At 60.6% G+C, this 17091-nt stretch carries 17 protein-coding genes and 1 tRNA gene; 5 read left to right on the forward strand and 13 right to left on the reverse strand.

The window, feature by feature from the left end:
* Nucleotides 1-159 precede the first annotated feature (159 nt).
* Nucleotides 160-1170, reverse strand: coding sequence for a transporter (locus tag HB676_RS29695; protein ID WP_213742046.1), 1011 nt, complete (start codon nucleotides 1168-1170; stop codon nucleotides 160-162).
* 680 nt (nucleotides 1171-1850) lie between these two features.
* Here HB676_RS29695 and HB676_RS29700 point away from each other — a divergent pair.
* The 3 genes from HB676_RS29700 to HB676_RS29710 all read left to right on the forward strand — a co-directional run bounded on the left by HB676_RS29700 (nucleotide 1851) and on the right by HB676_RS29710 (nucleotide 4923).
* On the forward strand, nucleotides 1851-2996 hold the full coding sequence (locus HB676_RS29700) for a tetratricopeptide repeat protein (protein WP_213742047.1): 1146 nt from the start codon (nucleotides 1851-1853) through the stop codon (nucleotides 2994-2996).
* Between the two features lie 608 nt (nucleotides 2997-3604).
* Nucleotides 3605-3698 (forward strand) — tRNA-Ser (locus HB676_RS29705).
* A 67-nt stretch (nucleotides 3699-3765) separates the two neighbouring features.
* Complete coding sequence (locus HB676_RS29710) at nucleotides 3766-4923, forward strand: AAA family ATPase (RefSeq protein WP_213742048.1); 1158 nt, start codon at nucleotides 3766-3768, stop codon at nucleotides 4921-4923.
* Nucleotides 4924-5049: 126 nt separating this feature from the next.
* Here the strand turns inward: HB676_RS29710 and HB676_RS29715 are convergent, their stop codons facing one another.
* On the reverse strand, nucleotides 5050-5385 hold the full coding sequence (locus HB676_RS29715) for a hypothetical protein (RefSeq protein ID WP_213742049.1): 336 nt from the start codon (nucleotides 5383-5385) through the stop codon (nucleotides 5050-5052).
* 33 nt (nucleotides 5386-5418) lie between these two features.
* Nucleotides 5419-5688, reverse strand: a complete 270-nt coding sequence (locus HB676_RS29720; protein ID WP_213742050.1) for a hypothetical protein — start codon at nucleotides 5686-5688, stop codon at nucleotides 5419-5421.
* Between the two features lie 1324 nt (nucleotides 5689-7012).
* On the opposite strand from HB676_RS29720, the gene HB676_RS29725 reads away from it, so the two are divergent.
* Nucleotides 7013-7159 (forward strand): hypothetical protein, encoded by a 147-nt coding sequence (locus HB676_RS29725; protein ID WP_213742051.1) that lies wholly within the window; start codon nucleotides 7013-7015, stop codon nucleotides 7157-7159.
* Nucleotides 7160-7205: 46 nt separating this feature from the next.
* Here the strand turns inward: HB676_RS29725 and gatB are convergent, their stop codons facing one another.
* From gatB to gatC, 6 genes are all read right to left on the reverse strand, one after another.
* On the reverse strand, nucleotides 7206-8690 hold the full coding sequence (gene gatB, locus HB676_RS29730; RefSeq protein ID WP_213742052.1) for an Asp-tRNA(Asn)/Glu-tRNA(Gln) amidotransferase subunit GatB: 1485 nt from the start codon (nucleotides 8688-8690) through the stop codon (nucleotides 7206-7208).
* 148 nt (nucleotides 8691-8838) lie between these two features.
* Entirely contained in the window at nucleotides 8839-10221 is a 1383-nt protein-coding gene (locus tag HB676_RS29735) for a patatin-like phospholipase family protein (protein WP_213742053.1), read from the reverse strand.
* A gap of 127 nt (nucleotides 10222-10348) precedes the next feature.
* Nucleotides 10349-10648 (reverse strand): hypothetical protein, encoded by a 300-nt coding sequence (locus HB676_RS29740; RefSeq protein ID WP_346347451.1) that lies wholly within the window; start codon nucleotides 10646-10648, stop codon nucleotides 10349-10351.
* Nucleotides 10645-12117, reverse strand: a complete 1473-nt coding sequence (gatA, locus tag HB676_RS29745; RefSeq protein WP_213742055.1) for an Asp-tRNA(Asn)/Glu-tRNA(Gln) amidotransferase subunit GatA — start codon at nucleotides 12115-12117, stop codon at nucleotides 10645-10647. Before gatA ends, HB676_RS29740 begins: the two co-directional genes overlap by 4 nt.
* Nucleotides 12114-12320 (reverse strand): hypothetical protein, encoded by a 207-nt coding sequence (locus tag HB676_RS29750; protein ID WP_213742056.1) that lies wholly within the window; start codon nucleotides 12318-12320, stop codon nucleotides 12114-12116. The genes gatA and HB676_RS29750 overlap by 4 nt, the downstream gene beginning before the upstream one ends.
* A gap of 32 nt (nucleotides 12321-12352) precedes the next feature.
* The gene (gene gatC / locus HB676_RS29755; protein ID WP_213742057.1) at nucleotides 12353-12640 is read right to left on the reverse strand and encodes an Asp-tRNA(Asn)/Glu-tRNA(Gln) amidotransferase subunit GatC; all 288 of its coding nucleotides are present in this window, start codon (nucleotides 12638-12640) and stop codon (nucleotides 12353-12355) included.
* 157 nt (nucleotides 12641-12797) lie between these two features.
* Between gatC and ruvX the strand changes: the two genes are divergently transcribed.
* Complete coding sequence (gene ruvX, locus HB676_RS29760) at nucleotides 12798-13280, forward strand: Holliday junction resolvase RuvX (RefSeq protein WP_213742058.1); 483 nt, start codon at nucleotides 12798-12800, stop codon at nucleotides 13278-13280.
* 2 nt (nucleotides 13281-13282) lie between these two features.
* On the opposite strand, the gene HB676_RS29765 is transcribed toward ruvX, so the two are convergent.
* The 4 genes from HB676_RS29765 to HB676_RS29780 form a co-directional block, all read right to left on the reverse strand.
* Nucleotides 13283-14104 carry a CPBP family intramembrane glutamic endopeptidase gene (locus HB676_RS29765; RefSeq protein ID WP_249780531.1) on the reverse strand — a complete coding sequence of 274 codons (822 nt, stop codon included), beginning with the start codon at nucleotides 14102-14104 and terminating at the stop codon, nucleotides 13283-13285.
* A 97-nt stretch (nucleotides 14105-14201) separates the two neighbouring features.
* On the reverse strand, nucleotides 14202-15845 hold the full coding sequence (locus HB676_RS29770) for an acyl-CoA dehydrogenase family protein (RefSeq protein ID WP_213742059.1): 1644 nt from the start codon (nucleotides 15843-15845) through the stop codon (nucleotides 14202-14204).
* A 67-nt stretch (nucleotides 15846-15912) separates the two neighbouring features.
* Complete coding sequence (locus tag HB676_RS29775; RefSeq protein WP_213742060.1) at nucleotides 15913-16662, reverse strand: M15 family metallopeptidase; 750 nt, start codon at nucleotides 16660-16662, stop codon at nucleotides 15913-15915.
* A gap of 90 nt (nucleotides 16663-16752) precedes the next feature.
* The gene (locus HB676_RS29780; RefSeq protein WP_213742061.1) at nucleotides 16753-16902 is read right to left on the reverse strand and encodes a hypothetical protein; all 150 of its coding nucleotides are present in this window, start codon (nucleotides 16900-16902) and stop codon (nucleotides 16753-16755) included.
* Between the last annotated feature and the right edge of the window lie 189 nt (nucleotides 16903-17091).

The following is a 17091-nucleotide window of genomic DNA, read 5'->3' on the forward strand; positions in this document are numbered from 1 at the left end:
TGCCGCTTATTCATTTGAGGGTTGAGCGATAACTTGCCCGGCAATGGATGCGCGCTGGGTGGGCGCTTCGCGTGCGGGCATGCCGCAACACAAAAGAAAATCCCCCTCCCGATAGACGATAAACCGTCTATCGAAAGGGGGACTTTTGTTAGCCAGAGCTTACTTGTGGTACATAGCCGGCTTTGGCGGTTCCTCAGGAGCCCACAGACGATAGCTGAGGGTCGCGAAGACCGTCGCGCCCTGAGTAACCACAGAAGGATCGAAGCCGATAGCTGCGAGGGCAGCGGGATTTGAAACCTTCGCCGAAACCTCTTGCGTCGCCCAAACCGACAAGCTCGCTGGTCCGAAATTATATTCGACGAGGCCACCAACTGCCCAAACCGAATATTTTGAAGAGTGAAGCAGCGTGCTCTCGCCAGTTGCAAGGCAGGAGATCGGACATTTGTCATCCGTAACCTGGCCGACGAAATAAGCTACCGGACCAACCGTCCACTTCCCGAAGGTCTTGGTAGCGGTGAAGTCCGCATGGAAGATATTACCCGTCGTGTAGTGCGTGATCCTGTTTTCAGTATTGATTTCATCGTACATGGCGACCGACAGGTTCCAGCCATCCTTCAGATACGAAAGGATCAATTCGGGCTGGAATGTGTAGTATGGATTAGCGACGTTGCCGAGACCATTGGCACCCGTCACAGTTCCATCGTCCAAGCCAATGCCAATACCGGTCTTGACGGCAAAGCCGCTGGTGCCGAGCTTCCAGCTCAATTCGATCGGCACGACATAGCTATTGAACATGCCGGCAGCTTGCGAGTTGATGGGACTACCGAGGCTCTGCGAGATAAAGGGTTGCACGAAGACAGCATCATAGGTCGCACCCAAGAAGGTCCAACCAGGAACGAACAGGAAGCCTTGAACGTCAACGCTTCCCTGAACTCCGGTCCTTCTTGAGCCAGGAGCATTAAGCAAAGCGGTCCCCGGGCCGGTCAGGTTCGATTGATACGTGAATATTTGGTTGAACATATAGATGCCCGGCGGCGGAACACCGGCGCTCGCTCCGATAAAAGCACCCGCCTTCGTTAGTACGTTGCCGCCCTCGGTTGCATGCGCCGGCGAAAATGCGAACGCGGCGAGACCCGCTGCCGCAAGGAGCGCTTTACTGTTTAATTTCATGTGTCCCCCTAATGATGCTGTGAAACGCGGACTCCTGTCCGTCTTGCGGTCACTTTAGTTTCGCCTACGAAAAGTCACCGACGGACGAACTGAAGATGCCTATTTGTTGGACTAGGATTGCCCTGTGCCAAATGAAACGCAATTTAAACTTGTCATGTGAAACTCGATCCGCACCCTTTTTCCGGCGTGTGTTGCAAATCTGCATGCATGGCTGGCGGATCGAAAATCATTCTAAGTAACTGATTATATATGTACTTTCTCTCTCCTATTTCGCTGTGCGAGAGACAAACCGGACTCTTTGCAGCACGACCGTTCGTTGCAACGCGGGAAAAAACATCCTCATTAGACGCGATTATTGGTGCTTCGAATCGGCGCAAGGAGACGCCGTTCATTGCCCTATTTTCCGTCATATGGAAGGCTCAAGATGGGCCAAGCGAACGCAACGAAAAAATGATGCGTCGACGCGTGCCGCGGCCTTATCGCTCGCTTGCGGACCCGCATCTATCACGTGCCGCTCCACACACAGACGTCGAAATTATTGTCGATTGGGCTAATGGCCGCATTCTGTCGCGCACGGTGCGCATCGATCGCTTCAAGCTTGTTGCGCGACAGCCGCTTCGCGACGTAGGTAACCGGATGGGATTTGAACCGTCCGTAGCGACGGGAAAACCGGAGGGAATATGCGCTTTTCGATGCTCCTCGCTGCATTGGTCACATCGCTTGCGTTCTCCGGGCCGGTTCTGGCCGACAGTCAAAGCGATCTCAATCTTTGCAAATTTGCCGGACAGATCGGCAAGGCCGATGAAAGTATTGCGGCGTGCGACCGCGTCATCAATGATCTCAAGGTAACTGCAGCCAACCGCGCCGTCGCATTCGCCAGCCGCTGTGGATGGTGGTGGGCCAAGAAAGATTCTGATCGCGCGTTGTCGGATTGCAACGAAGCCATCAAGGCTGACAGCCGTTACGCCGCCGCCTACGTCAATCGCGGCAATGCCTACCTGCTCAAATCCGACGTCGATCACGCCTTCGCTGACTTCAGCGAAGCGATCCGGCTCGATCCAAAAAACGCATGGGCCTATACCAACCGGGGCAATCTTTACAAAAACAAGGGCGACTTCGAGCACGCTTTAGCCGACCTGAACGAGGCGATCCGGCTCGATCCCAACTATGCCATGGTTTTCCTCGCCCGGGGCGACGTGTACAGAAGCCAGGGTGACCTCAACCGCGCCATGACCGACTTGAACGAGTCGATCCGGCTCGACTCCAATTATGCCTCGGCCTATTTCACGCGGGGGCGTCTGTCCTACATGCTGGGCAATAACCCCGGCGCGCTGGAAGACTTCACCAAGGCGATCAAGTTCGACACCGAAGATGCGACAGCCTACTTCAACCGGGGTGTCGCGTATTTTGTCGTCGGCGGTCGTCTTGCGGATGCGGTCGCGGATTTCAAGAAGGCCAGCGAGCTTAATCCAAAGGACGCCTATGCCGCGCTTTGGCGAGAGCTCGCCGAGCGGCGCACCAACAATGTCACGGGGCATCTGGCGGAGGCCGCCAAGCAACTGGATATGACGGTGTGGCCGGCGCCGGTGATCCGTCAATTCCTTGGCGAGCTGAACGCCGAACAGACCGTCGCGGCTGCCGCCGATAACGATCCGCGAACCAAGCAGGCGCAAACTTGCGAAGCCAATTTCTACGGCGGAGAACTGGCGCTGGTGAAGAAGAACAAGAAGGAAGCATTGCGCCTGTTGAAGCTCGCGGCCGACAATTGTCCGCGAAGCTTCGTCGAGTCGACTGCCGCGATCGCGGAGTCGATCCAGATCCGCTAGGCGTTTTGAAAGAGAGTTACCTCAGCCCCCCTTTTGGCCGGGTGGCTTCGGTCGTTCAGGGATAAAGCAGCGCGTCACACATGGAATCGAAGCGTTGGTTCTGATTCATTCAGAGCCAATCGTACGGTGCGAGGCTATATGCTGACGTTTCGGGATTGGCGGGAATTGCCGGACGGATTAGCCGGCGGTCAGGCCGTCGTCGCTGAGCAGGTCCCTCGTCCCCCCGAAAGAGGAACACTGCTCAGCTACTTCGTGTTCGCACATACCCACAACGGGACAGCGAACTACTTAGAACGGAACGACCTTGGGTGCCCCCCTCCGTCGCGACACCACACTTACCGAACGTCTCTGCACACGCAACATAAAGGAGGCGTTCCAAGCGCCCCCAACCCTCTGTTTTCGGACCGATGTTGCACAAATAACACGCGCGCGTGATCGAAACCCCGTTGTAATACGGGGTCGCAGGTCTATCGGGACCTTTCCAGGGCTTTTGCTTTGATCTGGGGCGCTATCATCGGGCGCCTCCTCGGAACTAAATCGCCGGGAATTCGCCGGAGCGCAATTGGCCGCTTGCGGCTCGCCCCCGCGTCGGGCATATCGGCGCCAACGGAGCTGTGGCCGAGTGGCTGAAGGCGGCGGTTTGCTAAACCGTTATAGGGTTGTAAAGCCCTATCGAGGGTTCGAATCCCTCCGGCTCCGCCATCCCTGCGATTTTGCTTTCCACGAACAAGATAGCCGGCCGGCGCACGATCGATCCGGGTCTTGTTTCATGATGACTAGACTTGCCATTTCCGGCTATCGCTCGCTGCGCGACATCCGCTTGTCGATCGGCGCGCTTAATGTCGTCACTGGTGCCAATGGCAGTGGTAAATCCAGCCTATATCGCGGACTGAGGCTCCTGGCAGACGTCGCACAGGGTCGCATCATTCACTCGTTGGCCTCCGAGGGAGGCCTGCAATCGACATTGTGGGCGGGCCCCGAAGCATTTTCCCGGGCCATGAAGGCCGGCGCGCAGCCGGTGCAGGGTCTGGTCCGCAAAAATCCCGTTGGTCTGAAGCTGGGATTTTCCGGGACCGATTATGGTTATGCCATCGATCTTGGCCTGCCATTGCCGGATTCGCGTTCGAAATTCTCGAGCGATCCGGAAATCAAGGTTGAAAGCCTATGGACCGGTGAACGGCTCGGACGGGCCAACGCATTTGCCGTTCGTAACGGTCCCTCGGTGCGGATTCGAAACGACAGCGGCGAATGGCGGCAAGCCTACCAACACCTCGCCTCTTTCGACAGCATGATGACCCACTGCGGCGATCCCCGCGACGGGCTCGAACTTCTGACGCTGCGCGAGCGGATGCGGGACTGGCGGTTTTACGACCATCTCCGAACTGATCGGGAAGCGCCTTCGCGCAGGCCGCAGATCGGCACCTACACGCCGGTACTGGCGAGTGATGGATCGGATTTGGCCGCAGCCGTGCAAACCATCCGCGAAATCGGCGACGCCGAAACAATGGACACCGCCATTGCCGATGCTTTTCCCGGCGCGCATATCGAGGTGAACGACACAAACGGATATTTCGAACTCGAAATGTATCAGCACGGCCTGCTTCGGCCGCTCAGTGCCGCCGAATTATCTGACGGCACTCTGCGCTATCTTCTGCTCGTCGCAGCACTGCTCTCGCCACGGCCACCAGCCTTGATGATCCTCAACGAACCGGAAACCAGCCTGCATCCGGATTTGCTGCCGCCGCTCGCCCGCTTGATTGCGCAGGCGTCGAAACATTCGCAGATGATCCTGGTTTCACACGCGCAGGCGCTGGTTTCCGCGCTGGACGCCGAAACCGAAAGCCGGCAGATCGTACTGGAGAAGCAATTGGGCGAAACCATCGACCGGGACGGCACAACGCCCGACTGGACGTGGCCTTCGCGATAATTCTACCGACGCTCTGCCATCCAGCCGGATTACAGAACCGTAAGTAAATGGCGGCTCGCTAAAGAAGAGTTGAACGGAACGGATGAGCGGATGACGCGGTTGTCTCCTATCTAATGGAGACGGAGATCACCCCATGAAAGTTACAACCAAAGTCACAACCATCGCGCTGGCAACGGCGCTCACGCTCACCAGCACGTTTGCGCTGGCGCAAACCACCGGCACGGAGGGATACGGATCCGTCGTGGCGCCTTCGGTCGGGTCATACCAGACCTCTATCGGTTCTTCGAACGTGGTACCGACGTGGAGGAACACCGGCCCCGCAGCGATTACGCGTAGCTCTTCGGCGCGTGCCACGAGGCAAGCGCGCACCGGTATGACTGTCAGCAGATAGAACGCCGCCGCGCATATGCCGGCATCGATGGCTTCGGCGCCGCCCGGAAGCGACGGTAATCGAAGCAACAAGCGAAGGGGCGCGACAGCCCTCCCCTGACAGGCTCAATGCTGCGTCGTCATCCAGGCCCGGGCTTCGCGCTGGGCGGTGGCGATTTCAACTTCCGACATCATCTCGGCGACCTCGCGGCGCATCGCAATGGCATCGGCGCGGCCTTTCACGGCGGCGAGGTTGAACCATTTATGCGCGGCGACCAGATTGACCACGCCGGAACGGCCGCTTGCCCAGTACAGTCCGCGCTCGAACAACACATCCGGGATCGCGTTTGCGTCCACCGGCGTTGCGGTATCCAGATCGATGTGCCCCTGAAACATCTGTTATCCCCTTTTTTGATTTTTTGACCGCGCTGCTCCGAGCGCGGCCCCCGTCCAACTGTTAAAAACGCCCTTGTTACCCAACCGCCGTTTGCCGGCTTGTTGGGATCATCATGACCCATCAAATTTGAAGAGCAGTTTAAGTATCGCGATGAATGCGGCGTAAACGATTGGCGGTCGCGCATGCCTGAGAAATCGCAAAAGCCGCGGTTTTGCAGGGCTTACTGCCGCTTTCGGGAATTTGGTTTACCGTGCCATTTCGCTAAACGATAACCATTGGCCGCAAACGCCTTGGCATCCGCCGTCATCGTCGCCCGCCGCCGGGTCGAAGCTGGCACTTCCCGGATAAACTGCACGGGTGCGTCGTCCGGCCCGCCCTGCCATTACGGAACGCCAACGCATAAAAGCCCCGGCTCGATGCCGTGGCTGATCAGGACATGCATTTAAGGATTAAAAGGATTTCGATCTTGGCGCCGCGCCGGGCGCTATCGGCACCGGCAGGGAACGAGGGCGTCGGCGAACACGTCAGGACCAGATTTCAACCGGGCTTTGCGGCCCCGCGAAATTGCGGACCTCAAGATCCGCACCGAACGAAGAAAACTTGTTTCTTCTGCCGGACCGGTTTCCAAGAGCGAACTCCCGGAAGTGACGATCCAGCCGTTTGACCTGATGTCTCGCCGACACCCTCTTTCGTCGACCAGAGCCTGCTTTCAAAATCCGCTTCGAGAAGCAAACTATCCTGAAGGCTCTTGTGACGTGCCGGCATCAAGCCGCCGGCAATTTTTCAGAAGCGAGATTACTTCTTCTTCTTGGCGACCTTGCGGGTCTTCTTCGCAGTCTTCTTCACTGCGCTCTTCGCCTTCTTTGCCTTCTTAGCTTTCTTGGCCATGTTGCCCTCCTAATGTAGTGAGATGGCTTAATCGCTGCGTGCACTCGGGAATCGAAATGCACTACATCCCGAATACACCAACGCATCTAAAAAAACAGCGTCTCGCTTAAGGAAGTGTTGACGCAGCGATGGCAGAGCGCGCGACGCGCGTCGATCGACGACACGACAACGCATCCACATCGCGATGCAAGTAGCCTGCGGAAACGTTACGCTTTCGATTGTCAACACCGCAGGAAACCACTGCGCTGCAAGTGTTTTCGTAATTCACGCATTGATCGTGCGACACGAATTCGACGTCATCGCGACTCATCGGCGCCCGAAAAAACGCGCCGCGCGGACTCTGAGTCGCGATTTTTGGCAATGAAAAAATTTTCGTGCTGGCCGGCCTTACGTCTCATCCTCGCTCGCCAAAACCGGATTTTTGCGGGAATCGCCATGGCTGATTCGCTGGCCGCGATTTCCGATTTCGCGCGATGCATCGCCGCTTATGGTGAACAATTGATGCACGCGAGCGTGCTCATGAACGGCCGACGGCGATGGCAACGGCGTCACGTGAACGACGAAACCGTCGCGTCGGAGTGATGAAGGCATCACTTCAGGAAGACGTCCGCGTCACATCGCGCGCGGTTCAGATACCGAGTTTGGCCTTGAGCAGATCGTTGACGGCCTGCGGGTTGGCCTTGCCGCCGGATGATTTCATCACCTGACCGACGAACCAGCCCATCAATGCCGGCTTGGTCTGGGCTTGCGCGACCTTGTCGGGATTGGCCGCGATGATGTCGTCGACCACCTTTTCGATCGCGCCGAGGTCGGTGACCTGCTTCATGCCGCGTGCTTCGACCAGCGCGCGCGGGTCGCCGCCCTCCTGCCAGACGATCTCGAACAGATCCTTGGCGATCTTGCCGGAGATGGTGCCCTCGCCGATCAGATCGACGATGGCAGCCAACTGGATCGCCGACACCGGCGAGCCCGTAATATCACGACCTTCCTTGTTCAGCCGTCCGAACAGTTCGTTGATCACCCAGTTGGCGGCGAGTTTGCCATCGCGCGACTTGTTCGCGAGACCCGCTAGCACAGTTTCGAAGAAGTCCGCACTCTCACGTTCGGCCACCAGCACGCTGGCGTCGTAGGACGAGAGGCCGAACTCGGCGATGAAGCGGGCCTTCTTCTGGTCCGGCAATTCCGGCAAATGCTCTTTCAGTGCGGCGACATAGGCCTCGCTGAATTCCAGAGGCAACAAATCAGGGTCCGGGAAGTAACGGTAGTCATGCGCTTCTTCCTTGGAGCGCATCGAGCGGGTCTCGCCCTTGTTGGGATCGTACAGCCGGGTTTCCTGGTCGATGGCGCCGCCATCTTCGAGGATTTCGATCTGGCGCCGCGCCTCGTACTCGATCGCGTCCCCGATGAAGCTGATCGAGTTCATGTTCTTGATCTCGCAGCGGGTGCCGAGCGGGCCGCCCGGCTTGCGCACGCTGACATTGACGTCAGCGCGCAGGCTGCCCTTCTCCATGTCGCCGTCGCAGGTACCGAGATAGCGCAGGATCGAGCGCAGCTTCGTCACATAGGCCTTGGCCTGTTCGGACGAGCGGATATCCGGCTTGGAGACGATCTCCATCAGCGCCACACCGGAGCGGTTGAGGTCGACGAACGACAGGCTCGGGCTCTGGTCGTGCAGCGACTTGCCGGCATCCTGTTCCAGATGCAGCCGCTCGATGCCGACGGTGGCGCTTTCGCCGCCCGCCAGTTCAATCACCACTTCGCCCTCACCGACGATCGGCGACTTGTACTGGCTGATCTGGTAGCCCTGCGGCAGATCCGGATAGAAATAGTTCTTGCGGTCGAACACCGAGCGCAGGTTGATTTTGGCGTTAAGCCCGAGACCAGTACGAACCGCCTGCTTGACGCATTCCTCGTTGATGACCGGCAGCATGCCCGGCATCGCCGCATCGACCAGCGAGACATGGGCATTCGGTTCGCCGCCGAACTCGGTCGAGGCCCCCGAAAACAGTTTTGAGTGCGAGGTGACCTGGGCATGGACTTCCAGCCCGATCACCATTTCCCAGTCGCCTGTGGCGCCTTTGATCAGTTTGGACGGCTTTACAGGTGCGTTCATGGCGTTTCGGCTTCCGGAGGCAATGTACTGGATCATTTGGCTTCGTGGCTGGCGCCAGTCAAGCGGCAGAGTTGGCCGTTTTTAGAGCGTTTTCGAGCGAAGTGGGTACCGGTTCGCGTAAAGAAAACGCGTAAAAACAAAAGATCGTTCAAAGTCCGCGGCGAAACGTCTGGTAGGACTTGTTCTGGCGCAGCGCGTCGGCGCCGCCTTCGATCAGAAGATCGACCTGCTCCGGCGGCAGTGCGAAACGAGTCGGGATGGCGCCGAGAATGCCGGCGCGTGCGGGACCTAGCTGGTCGAAATTCACCCGGTCGACCAGGACGCTGACGTCACCGCAGCGCCAGTTCGGGCCGACGCCGAGGCGCGACCGCTCGGCTGCCGACAATCCGCAGCGCCAGCGCTTCACCTTGCCCGACCAATCGTTGATCAAGGTCGAAAACGCCGCGTAACTCGATCGCACGCTGGCATCGATGGCGGTATTGGCTGTCGCTGCGACCAGTTCGACGCCCGAGGGACCCTCGAGCCGCTGCGCAAAGTCGCCGGAGATGTCGCGCCCGGCATCGACCACCAGGAACATGATCCGGCGTACTCTCACTGCCTGCCGCTCGGTCATCGGCTCGAACGGACGCTGCGCCGCCAGCAACCCGATGCTGAACCCGGACAGGCCGAAATTATCCACGAGACCGCCGTCGAGCAGTTTGACGTAGCGCATCGAGCCGTCGTGATAACGCGCGTTGGCTTCCGCGAATGCCTTCAACAGCGGTTGCGCGTTCGGGTCACTACGGGCGCGCTCGATCCATGCGGGCGATTGCGTTGCGCAGCCGCCGGGATAGGTCTCCAGCACGATCGGCGCAAAGGCAAGTGGCACCGCCGCCGAGGCCGCGACGGCTTCGGCCACGCGGTAGGAGCGGATGTCGCTGCACAACGCGTCGAAAGCGGTCTTTCCGAACACGAACGGCGTGCGGTTATAGATGTCGGAAGCGTTGATCCAGACCCGCGGCCGCCGCTCCTCGCCGAACACATCGAACTTGGCGCCATCGAACAGGTTTTGGTCGAGCCAATTGGTGAACTGGCTGTCATTGACGCCGCCGCCCAGCGCGCGGCCGATATTGCCGAGCGATACTCGTGTGTTGAGGCCCTCCTCGGCGTTGCGAAGCAGGAAACGTTCGCGGAAATCGTCCAGGGCCGCGCGCTTCTTGAGACCGAAATAGGCCGCCGTCACCGAGCCGCCGGACACGCCGGAGACAAAGTCGACGCGGTCGAGCAGCGTTTTGGCCTGGTTGGAACCCGAACGAGAGCGATCGAGTTCGGTCAGCACCCCGAAAGAGAACGCCGCCGCGCGCGTGCCGCCCCCGGAGAACGACAATCCCAGCAGCAGATCGTCCTCGGAAGAGGGAACCGCGCGGCCAACATTATTGTCGCTGAGCGCCGTGCCGAGCGGCGCATTGCCGGGCAAATTGTAAACCGTCGCGCATCCGGCAAGGATCGCTGCGCATGCAACGGCTGCTCCCGCTAGAACCCACGCCCGCATATCAAGCACTCGCACGCAAAACCTTGCCGCGGACCCCGCCCCGCTAACGATAATCTTATCATGAACAAGGTGGCGCCGACGTGGCCGCGCCTGCCCGGCGCAAACAGGGTTAACGTCACCGGGGCGCTTATACCCGCCCGCTTCCGAGCAAGGATTGAACAATCTGCTCCCATTCGGCTTCAAGCGGACCGTTCGCGACCGGTTTGCCGGCCCGGCGATACCAATAGCCGGCATTGCCGAGATCGCCCTCGACACGGTGCAGATAGGCATGCACCCATGACCCTTCCGAGGTTTCTTCATCCTGAGCGATGCTGTGCGCCTTGTTCCAGTCGCCCTTGGCCGCCCACCACATCGCCGCCAGCGTCGGCGCCAGATCCGGCGCAGGCGCGGCGTCCGACAGGCTGGCTTTGAAATCCACCGGTGTCACCACCACTTCGCGGGCGTGAAGCGGCCCGCTTCCTGCTCGATCACCTCGCCGAGCGAGAACAGCGTCTCTTCATCGAACGGACGGCCGATCAATTGCAGACCGAGCGGCAGACCCTGGCTATCCTTGCCGGCCGGGATTGCGATGCCCGGCAATCCCGCCATGTTCACGGTCACCGTGAAAATGTCGTTGAGGTACATCTCGACGGGGTCGGCGCCCTTTTCGCCGATGCCGAACGCGGCCGACGGCGTCGCCGGCGTCAGGATCGCGTTGACGCCCTTGGCAAAGCAATCCTCGAAATCCTTCTTGATCAAGGTGCGGACTTTTTGCGCGCGCAGGTAATACGCGTCGTAGTAGCCGGCCGAGAGCACATAGGTGCCGATCATCACGCGGCGGCGCACTTCCGGGCCAAAGCCTTCGGCACGGGTGTTCTCATACATCTCGCCGATGCTGCGGCCGGGCACACGCAGCCCGTAGCGCACGCCGTCATAGCGCGCGAGGTTGGACGAGGCTTCGGCGGGCGCCACGATGTAATACGCCGGGAGCGCGTATTTGGTGTGCGGCAGCGATACCTCGACCAGTTCGGCACCGGCGGCCTTCAGCCACGCCGCGCCTTCGGTCCAAAGCTTTTCGATTTCGGCGGGCATGCCGTCGAGGCGATATTCCTTGGGGATGCCGATCTTCATGCCTTTCACGGACTTGCCAATCGCGGCTTCGTAATCCGGCACCGGACGATCCACCGACGTGGTGTCCTTGGGATCGTGACCGGCCATCGAACGCATCAGGATCGCGGCATCGCGCGTGGTTCGCGCGATCGGGCCGGCCTGATCGAGCGAGGAGGCAAACGCCACGATGCCCCAGCGCGAACAACGCCCATAAGTCGGCTTGATGCCGACGGTCGCAGTAAACGCCGCCGGTTGGCGGATCGATCCGCCGGTGTCGGTCGCGGTCGCGCCCATGCACAACAGCGCCGCCACCGCCGACGCCGAACCGCCGGACGAGCCGCCCGGCACCAGCGTGGTGTTGGAACCCTCGCGCCGCCACGGATTAACGACCGGACCGAAGCACGAGGTCTCGTTCGACGAACCCATCGCGAATTCGTCGTTGTTGAGCTTGCCGAGCATCACGGCGCCGTCGCGCCAGAGCTGCGAAGTAACGGTGGATTCGTATGGCGGCACGAAATTGCCGAGGATCTTTGAGCACGCGGTGGTGCGCACGTCCCTGGTCGCAAACAGGTCCTTGATTCCGAGCGGAATGCCCGCGAGCGGACCGCCGTCGCCCCTGGCAATATCAGCGTCGGCCTTACGCGCCATGGCCCGGGCCTGATCCGGCGTTTCCAGCACAAAGGCGTTGAGCGCGCGCGCAGCCTCGATCGCCGACAGATGCGCGTCGGTCAGTTCAAGCGACGTAAAGGATTTGCTCGCGAGGCCGGCCTTGGCCTGCGCGATAGTCAGCGATGTCAAATCGGTCATTTATTAACCGGGCTGCAGAAGAAGGGAGACAGTGTCTTGTCGTTGGCCGGATCGTCGCGGCGCTTCTTGTCGTCGGCTTCCAACTGGTCGAGCACGGCATCCATCGCCTTGTCGGGATCGGCCGCCTTGCCCTGACGCTCCATGGCGTCGATATAATTCATATAGGCCGCGTAGGCCTTTTCATCGTCGCAGAGCATGCACATCGGATTTCCACTTCGCTCGAAAACGCTATCGCTTATTCCACGACCTTCGGCACCAGGAAGAAGTGATCCTGGGTTTCCGGCGCGTTCCTGACCACATCGTCGGCGATCTCGCCGTCATTGACCACGTCGGCGCGCTTTTTCATTTCCATCGGGGTCACCGAGGTCATCGGCTCGACGCCCTCGACATTGACCTCGGACAATTGCTCGACAAAGGCCAGCATCGCGTTCAGCTCGCCCTGCAGATGCGGTATTTCCGGTTCAGTGACCGCAATTCGCGCCAGATGCGCGATACGGCGGACGGTGGCAGCATCGACCGACATTATAATAGTGCCTCGAATGGCGATTTTCAGCCTGCCGTATAGCAGAGGGTGGTTTTGCGCCGCAACCGCGAGGGGCCCCTAACCGGCCAATTTGGGCTCGAAACCCTCAAACGGCGCCTCGTTTGGCCAGCTTGCCGCCCGCGTGGTATGCGAAGCGATGCCTGCCCCCATATTACCGCTGATCGACGCTGTCGCGCACTGGCCGGAACGCGGCGCGCTGGTCGGGCTCGATCTGGGCACCAAGACCATCGGCGTCGCGGTGTCCGATCCCGATCGCCGGCTCGCCACCGGCGTCGAAACCATCCAGCGCAAGGCGTTCAAGGCCGATGCGGCACGCCTGATCGCGATTGCCGCCGAGCGCAACGCCGTGGGTTTTGTGCTGGGCCTGCCGATCAACATGGACGCCAGCGAGGGCCCGCGCGCGCAATCGACCCGCGCTTTCGCCCGCAATTTCTCTGCCCTCACCCGTCTGGCCATCGCGCTGTGGGACGAGCGGCTCTCGACTGTTGCCGTCGAACGCGAATTGATCGGTATGGACATGAGCCGCGCCCGGCGCGCAGAGGTGATCGACGAACACGCCGCGATTTTTATTCTGCAGGGCGCGCTGGATCGGCTGGCCCGGCTGCGCGAAACGGACTGAAGCTAATTCGTCCCCGCCAGCAGAAAGGTCTGCACGACCGCGCCAAGATTATTGAGCCCGTGCAGGATGATCGTCAGCCAGGTCGAGCGGGTGCGATAGCGCAGATACCCCAGCAACAGCCCGATCGAGAACACTTCGCCGAAGAAGAACCATTCATATTGCAGGTGCAGCGAGGTCCACACGACAGACGACAGCAGGATTGCGCCGTACGGTCCGAGAAATGACTCCGACCAGCCCCGAAACAGGAAGCCGCGCGCGAATAGTTCTTCGGTGACGGGTGCGGCGACACAGAAGGCGATCACCAGAAGCCATAGCGCGCCGTCGGCGCTCGCCGATTTCAGCACATCCATCATGAAGCCCGGCGTGGCGTCGCGCCCCGTCGCGCGCGACAGTTGGTCCCAGCCGAGAACCAGTACGACGAGTGCGACGATGCCGATCAGAAGCTCGGTCCATTTCATGCCGCGCAGCGCGAGATAATCGGCGAACGGCGTGCGCGACAGGCGGATCGCGAGCCACAGCGCGGCCAGGACGGCCGGGAGACCCGTGATCACGGACAGCGAAATCGTCAAGCCACTGCCGAGCACACGCGTAGCGGCCGCGACATCGATCGGGCCGTCCTGCCGCAGCACGAACCAGGCCACCACCGCCAACTGTCCCAAAAACATCGCGGCAAAGATGAACAGGCCCCATAACGCGGTGCCCCAGAACTTCCAGATCCGTGGCGGACGTTGCGCGGGAGTGACGGGCGCAGGCGCGTCCGGCGTCAGCGCGGCGGGACTTGCGGGATCGAGGGAATCCATCAGCGGGCTTTCAGTTGTCGTCATGCCCGGACTTGATCCGGGCATCCATCCATCTTCATAAAGAGTCTGATGAAGAGATGGATTGCCGGATCAAGTCCGGCAATGACGGTTCGGTAAGCATTCACGGCAGCGCCCGCTCCAACAATCCCCTGACATCGTCGGGAGCGAGATCGACCGCGCCGTACATGCTCGGATGATTCCCGGCAAGCCGGGTGGCCGCGAACAATTCGGCGTGGCGGGGCGATATTTGATTAAGCGCAGCCGCGGCAGCCAGCAGCGCCAATTTCTCAACCGCCAGCCGTGCTACCCGTTCGCCGTCCGGCCGCCGGAACGTCTTGCCGATAAACGCGACCGCCTCGGCCGCCCCCGGCAAGCCGGCCGTTTCGCCCGCGAGAGCCTGCAACACCGCTGTCGCCGCCTCCGCCTCGCGCGACAGCGCGCGCAACACATCGAGGCACATCACATTGCCCGAGCCTTCCCAGATCGCATTGACCGGCGATTCCCGGTAATGCCGCGCCAGAATGCCCTCTTCGACATAGCCGTTGCCGCCAAGGCACTCCATCGCCTCGTACAAAAATCCCGGCGCGCTCTTGCAGACCCAGTATTTGATCGCCGGCGTCAGCAGCCGCATATAGGCGGCCTCGCCCGCGTCATCCGGCGCGCGGTCGAACGAGCGGCACAGCCGCATGACCAGTGCAATGGAAGCCTCGACATGCAGCGCCATGTCAGACAGCACCGCCTGCATCAGCGGCTGATCGGCCAGATGTTTCTGGAACACGCTGCGATGCCGCGCGTGATGCAGCGCATGCGCCAATCCAGAGCGCATCAGTCCGGCGGAGGCGATCGCGCAATCCTGCCGCGTCAATTGCACCATCTGGATGATGGTGCGGATGCCCTTGCCTTCGTCGCCGACGCGTTCCGCATAGGCGCCGTTGAATTCGACTTCGGACGAAGCGTTGGAGCGGTTGCCGAGCTTGTCTTTCAGGCGCTGGAACGCGATCGAATTGACCGATCCGTCCGGCGTAAAGCGCGGCATGAAGAAGCATGTCAGCCCTTCATCGGCCTGCGCCAATACCAGGAACGCATCGCACATCGGCGCCGACATGAACCATTTATGCCCGGTGATGCGATAGGCGTCGCCGTCACGGACTGCGCGCGTCATGTTGGAGCGCACATCGGTGCCGCCCTGCTTCTCGGTCATGCCCATGCCGAGCGTCATGCCGCGCTTGGCCGGCCATGGCGCAAAGGTCGGATCATAGGCGCGCGTCGCGATCACCGGCATCGTCTTCGCCAGCAGATCCGGCTGCGTCGCCAAAGCCGCGACCGACGCCCGGGTCATGGTGATCGGGCACAGATGCCCGGTCTCGACCTGGGCCGCCATATAGAACTTTGCCGCACGCACCACCTCGGCCGCGCCGCCGGCGGGCTTGCCCTCAGGAGTCCAGGTTGAATTGTGCACACCGGCATGGGCGCTGTGCGCCATCAATTCATGATAGGCCGGATGAAACTCGATCTGGTCACGCCGATTGCCCCGGGAGTCGAACGTCTTCAGTTTTGGCGTGTTCTCGTTGGCGACTCTGCCCCGCTCAGCCATCGCGGCTGATCCCCAGTGCTGCCCGAACCCGGACAATTCCTGTTGCGCGGAACCACCGCCATTGACCGCGACCGCGTCCATCAGGGGCTTATCAACCGCGAACAAATTGACGTCCCAGAATGGCGGCGACTGGTTCAGCACTTCATGCGTCGCGAATGAACCCTGCGTCATGGCTTTTCCCTCGGCATCCCAAGAATCAGCTTACGCCGGAACAGGCTCAACTTCACGCCAGCAAAGGCTAGTTGCGGTGCGTTGTGATCGGAAAATCATAGGCGGGACCTGCCCTGCCCGGCAGCGAAAAATGCCACCATTCCTTGGCGTAGTTCACAAACCCCTGCTTCGCCATCGCGGTAATTAACGTATTTCGCCACCGGCGCTGGGCCGGCGTGATCGAACTGGCCGCGGTATGCGCTTTCAGATCGGAACAGTCATAACCGGTGCCCATGTCGACGCTGCCTTCGGGCGCGCGGGCGGCTTCGGGCGCGGTACAATCGGCATAGGCCTTGTTGGGATCGAAGGCCGGCGAACGACCGGCGGTCAGATCAACCAGCGTCAGATCGACCGCCGCACCCGTCGAATGGCCGGAATGTTCGGCGATATAGCCGAGCCGGAATAGGTCCTGCTTGCTGAACGCGGGATTGTACCGATGCTCGGCCGGCGTCTTGCGGCCGTCCTGCGCCCACAGCACCATCTCATGCACCGCGCGCGCCGGGCGGTAGCAATCCAGCATCTTCAAGGACAGTTTTTGCGGCGCGAGTTCCGCCTGCACGCGTTTAAGCGCCAGTCCGACGTCGCGCTTCACCACGCATTCGGCCGCGTCGTACCCCGGGAGCGGCCGGCCGACGAAATTATTCGGCCCGGCATAGCGGATGTCCTGGAGAATGCCGGGATCGATGTCGCGCAAAAAGACGAAGCCGCCCGGCAAGGTCTGCGCCCGGGCCGGCGACAACCATGCGATGACAACGAGCGCGATCAGATAAGGTTTCACGATTAGGCCGACTCCCTCTCGGATAGCTGGACAGCATATAATGAAAAAGGCCGCCAACTGAGGCGGCCTCTTTATCACTATGGCTGAACGCTATGCGCGTCTCGGTTCACCCTCTTTTTTTGCGTCCTCCTTGGGGACGATCTCGGCTTCCTTGCCGGACTGATTGCCCGGGTTGTAATGGTACTTTCCCTCCGGTTTTTCGCCGGACTGCTTCTCGTTCGGATTCTTGTTGTCGGCCATGTGCTTCTCCTTGAACAGGACAATGCCAGCGGACGACGCAAGTTCCGTTTTATGGCGCTAATTCCGCGGGAAACCACGGCCGGACCGGCATGTGACTGCTGGACGAAAGTGAGACATCTCAGGGGATAACTCACGGGCGCCCTATTCGCGCTTGCCCGATCCGCCATCCGCCCCTATAGCTCTCGTTTT

Origin of the sequence: Bradyrhizobium sp. dw_411 (assembly GCF_018449695.1) — a bacterium.
Lineage (GTDB): Bacteria > Pseudomonadota > Alphaproteobacteria > Rhizobiales > Xanthobacteraceae > Bradyrhizobium.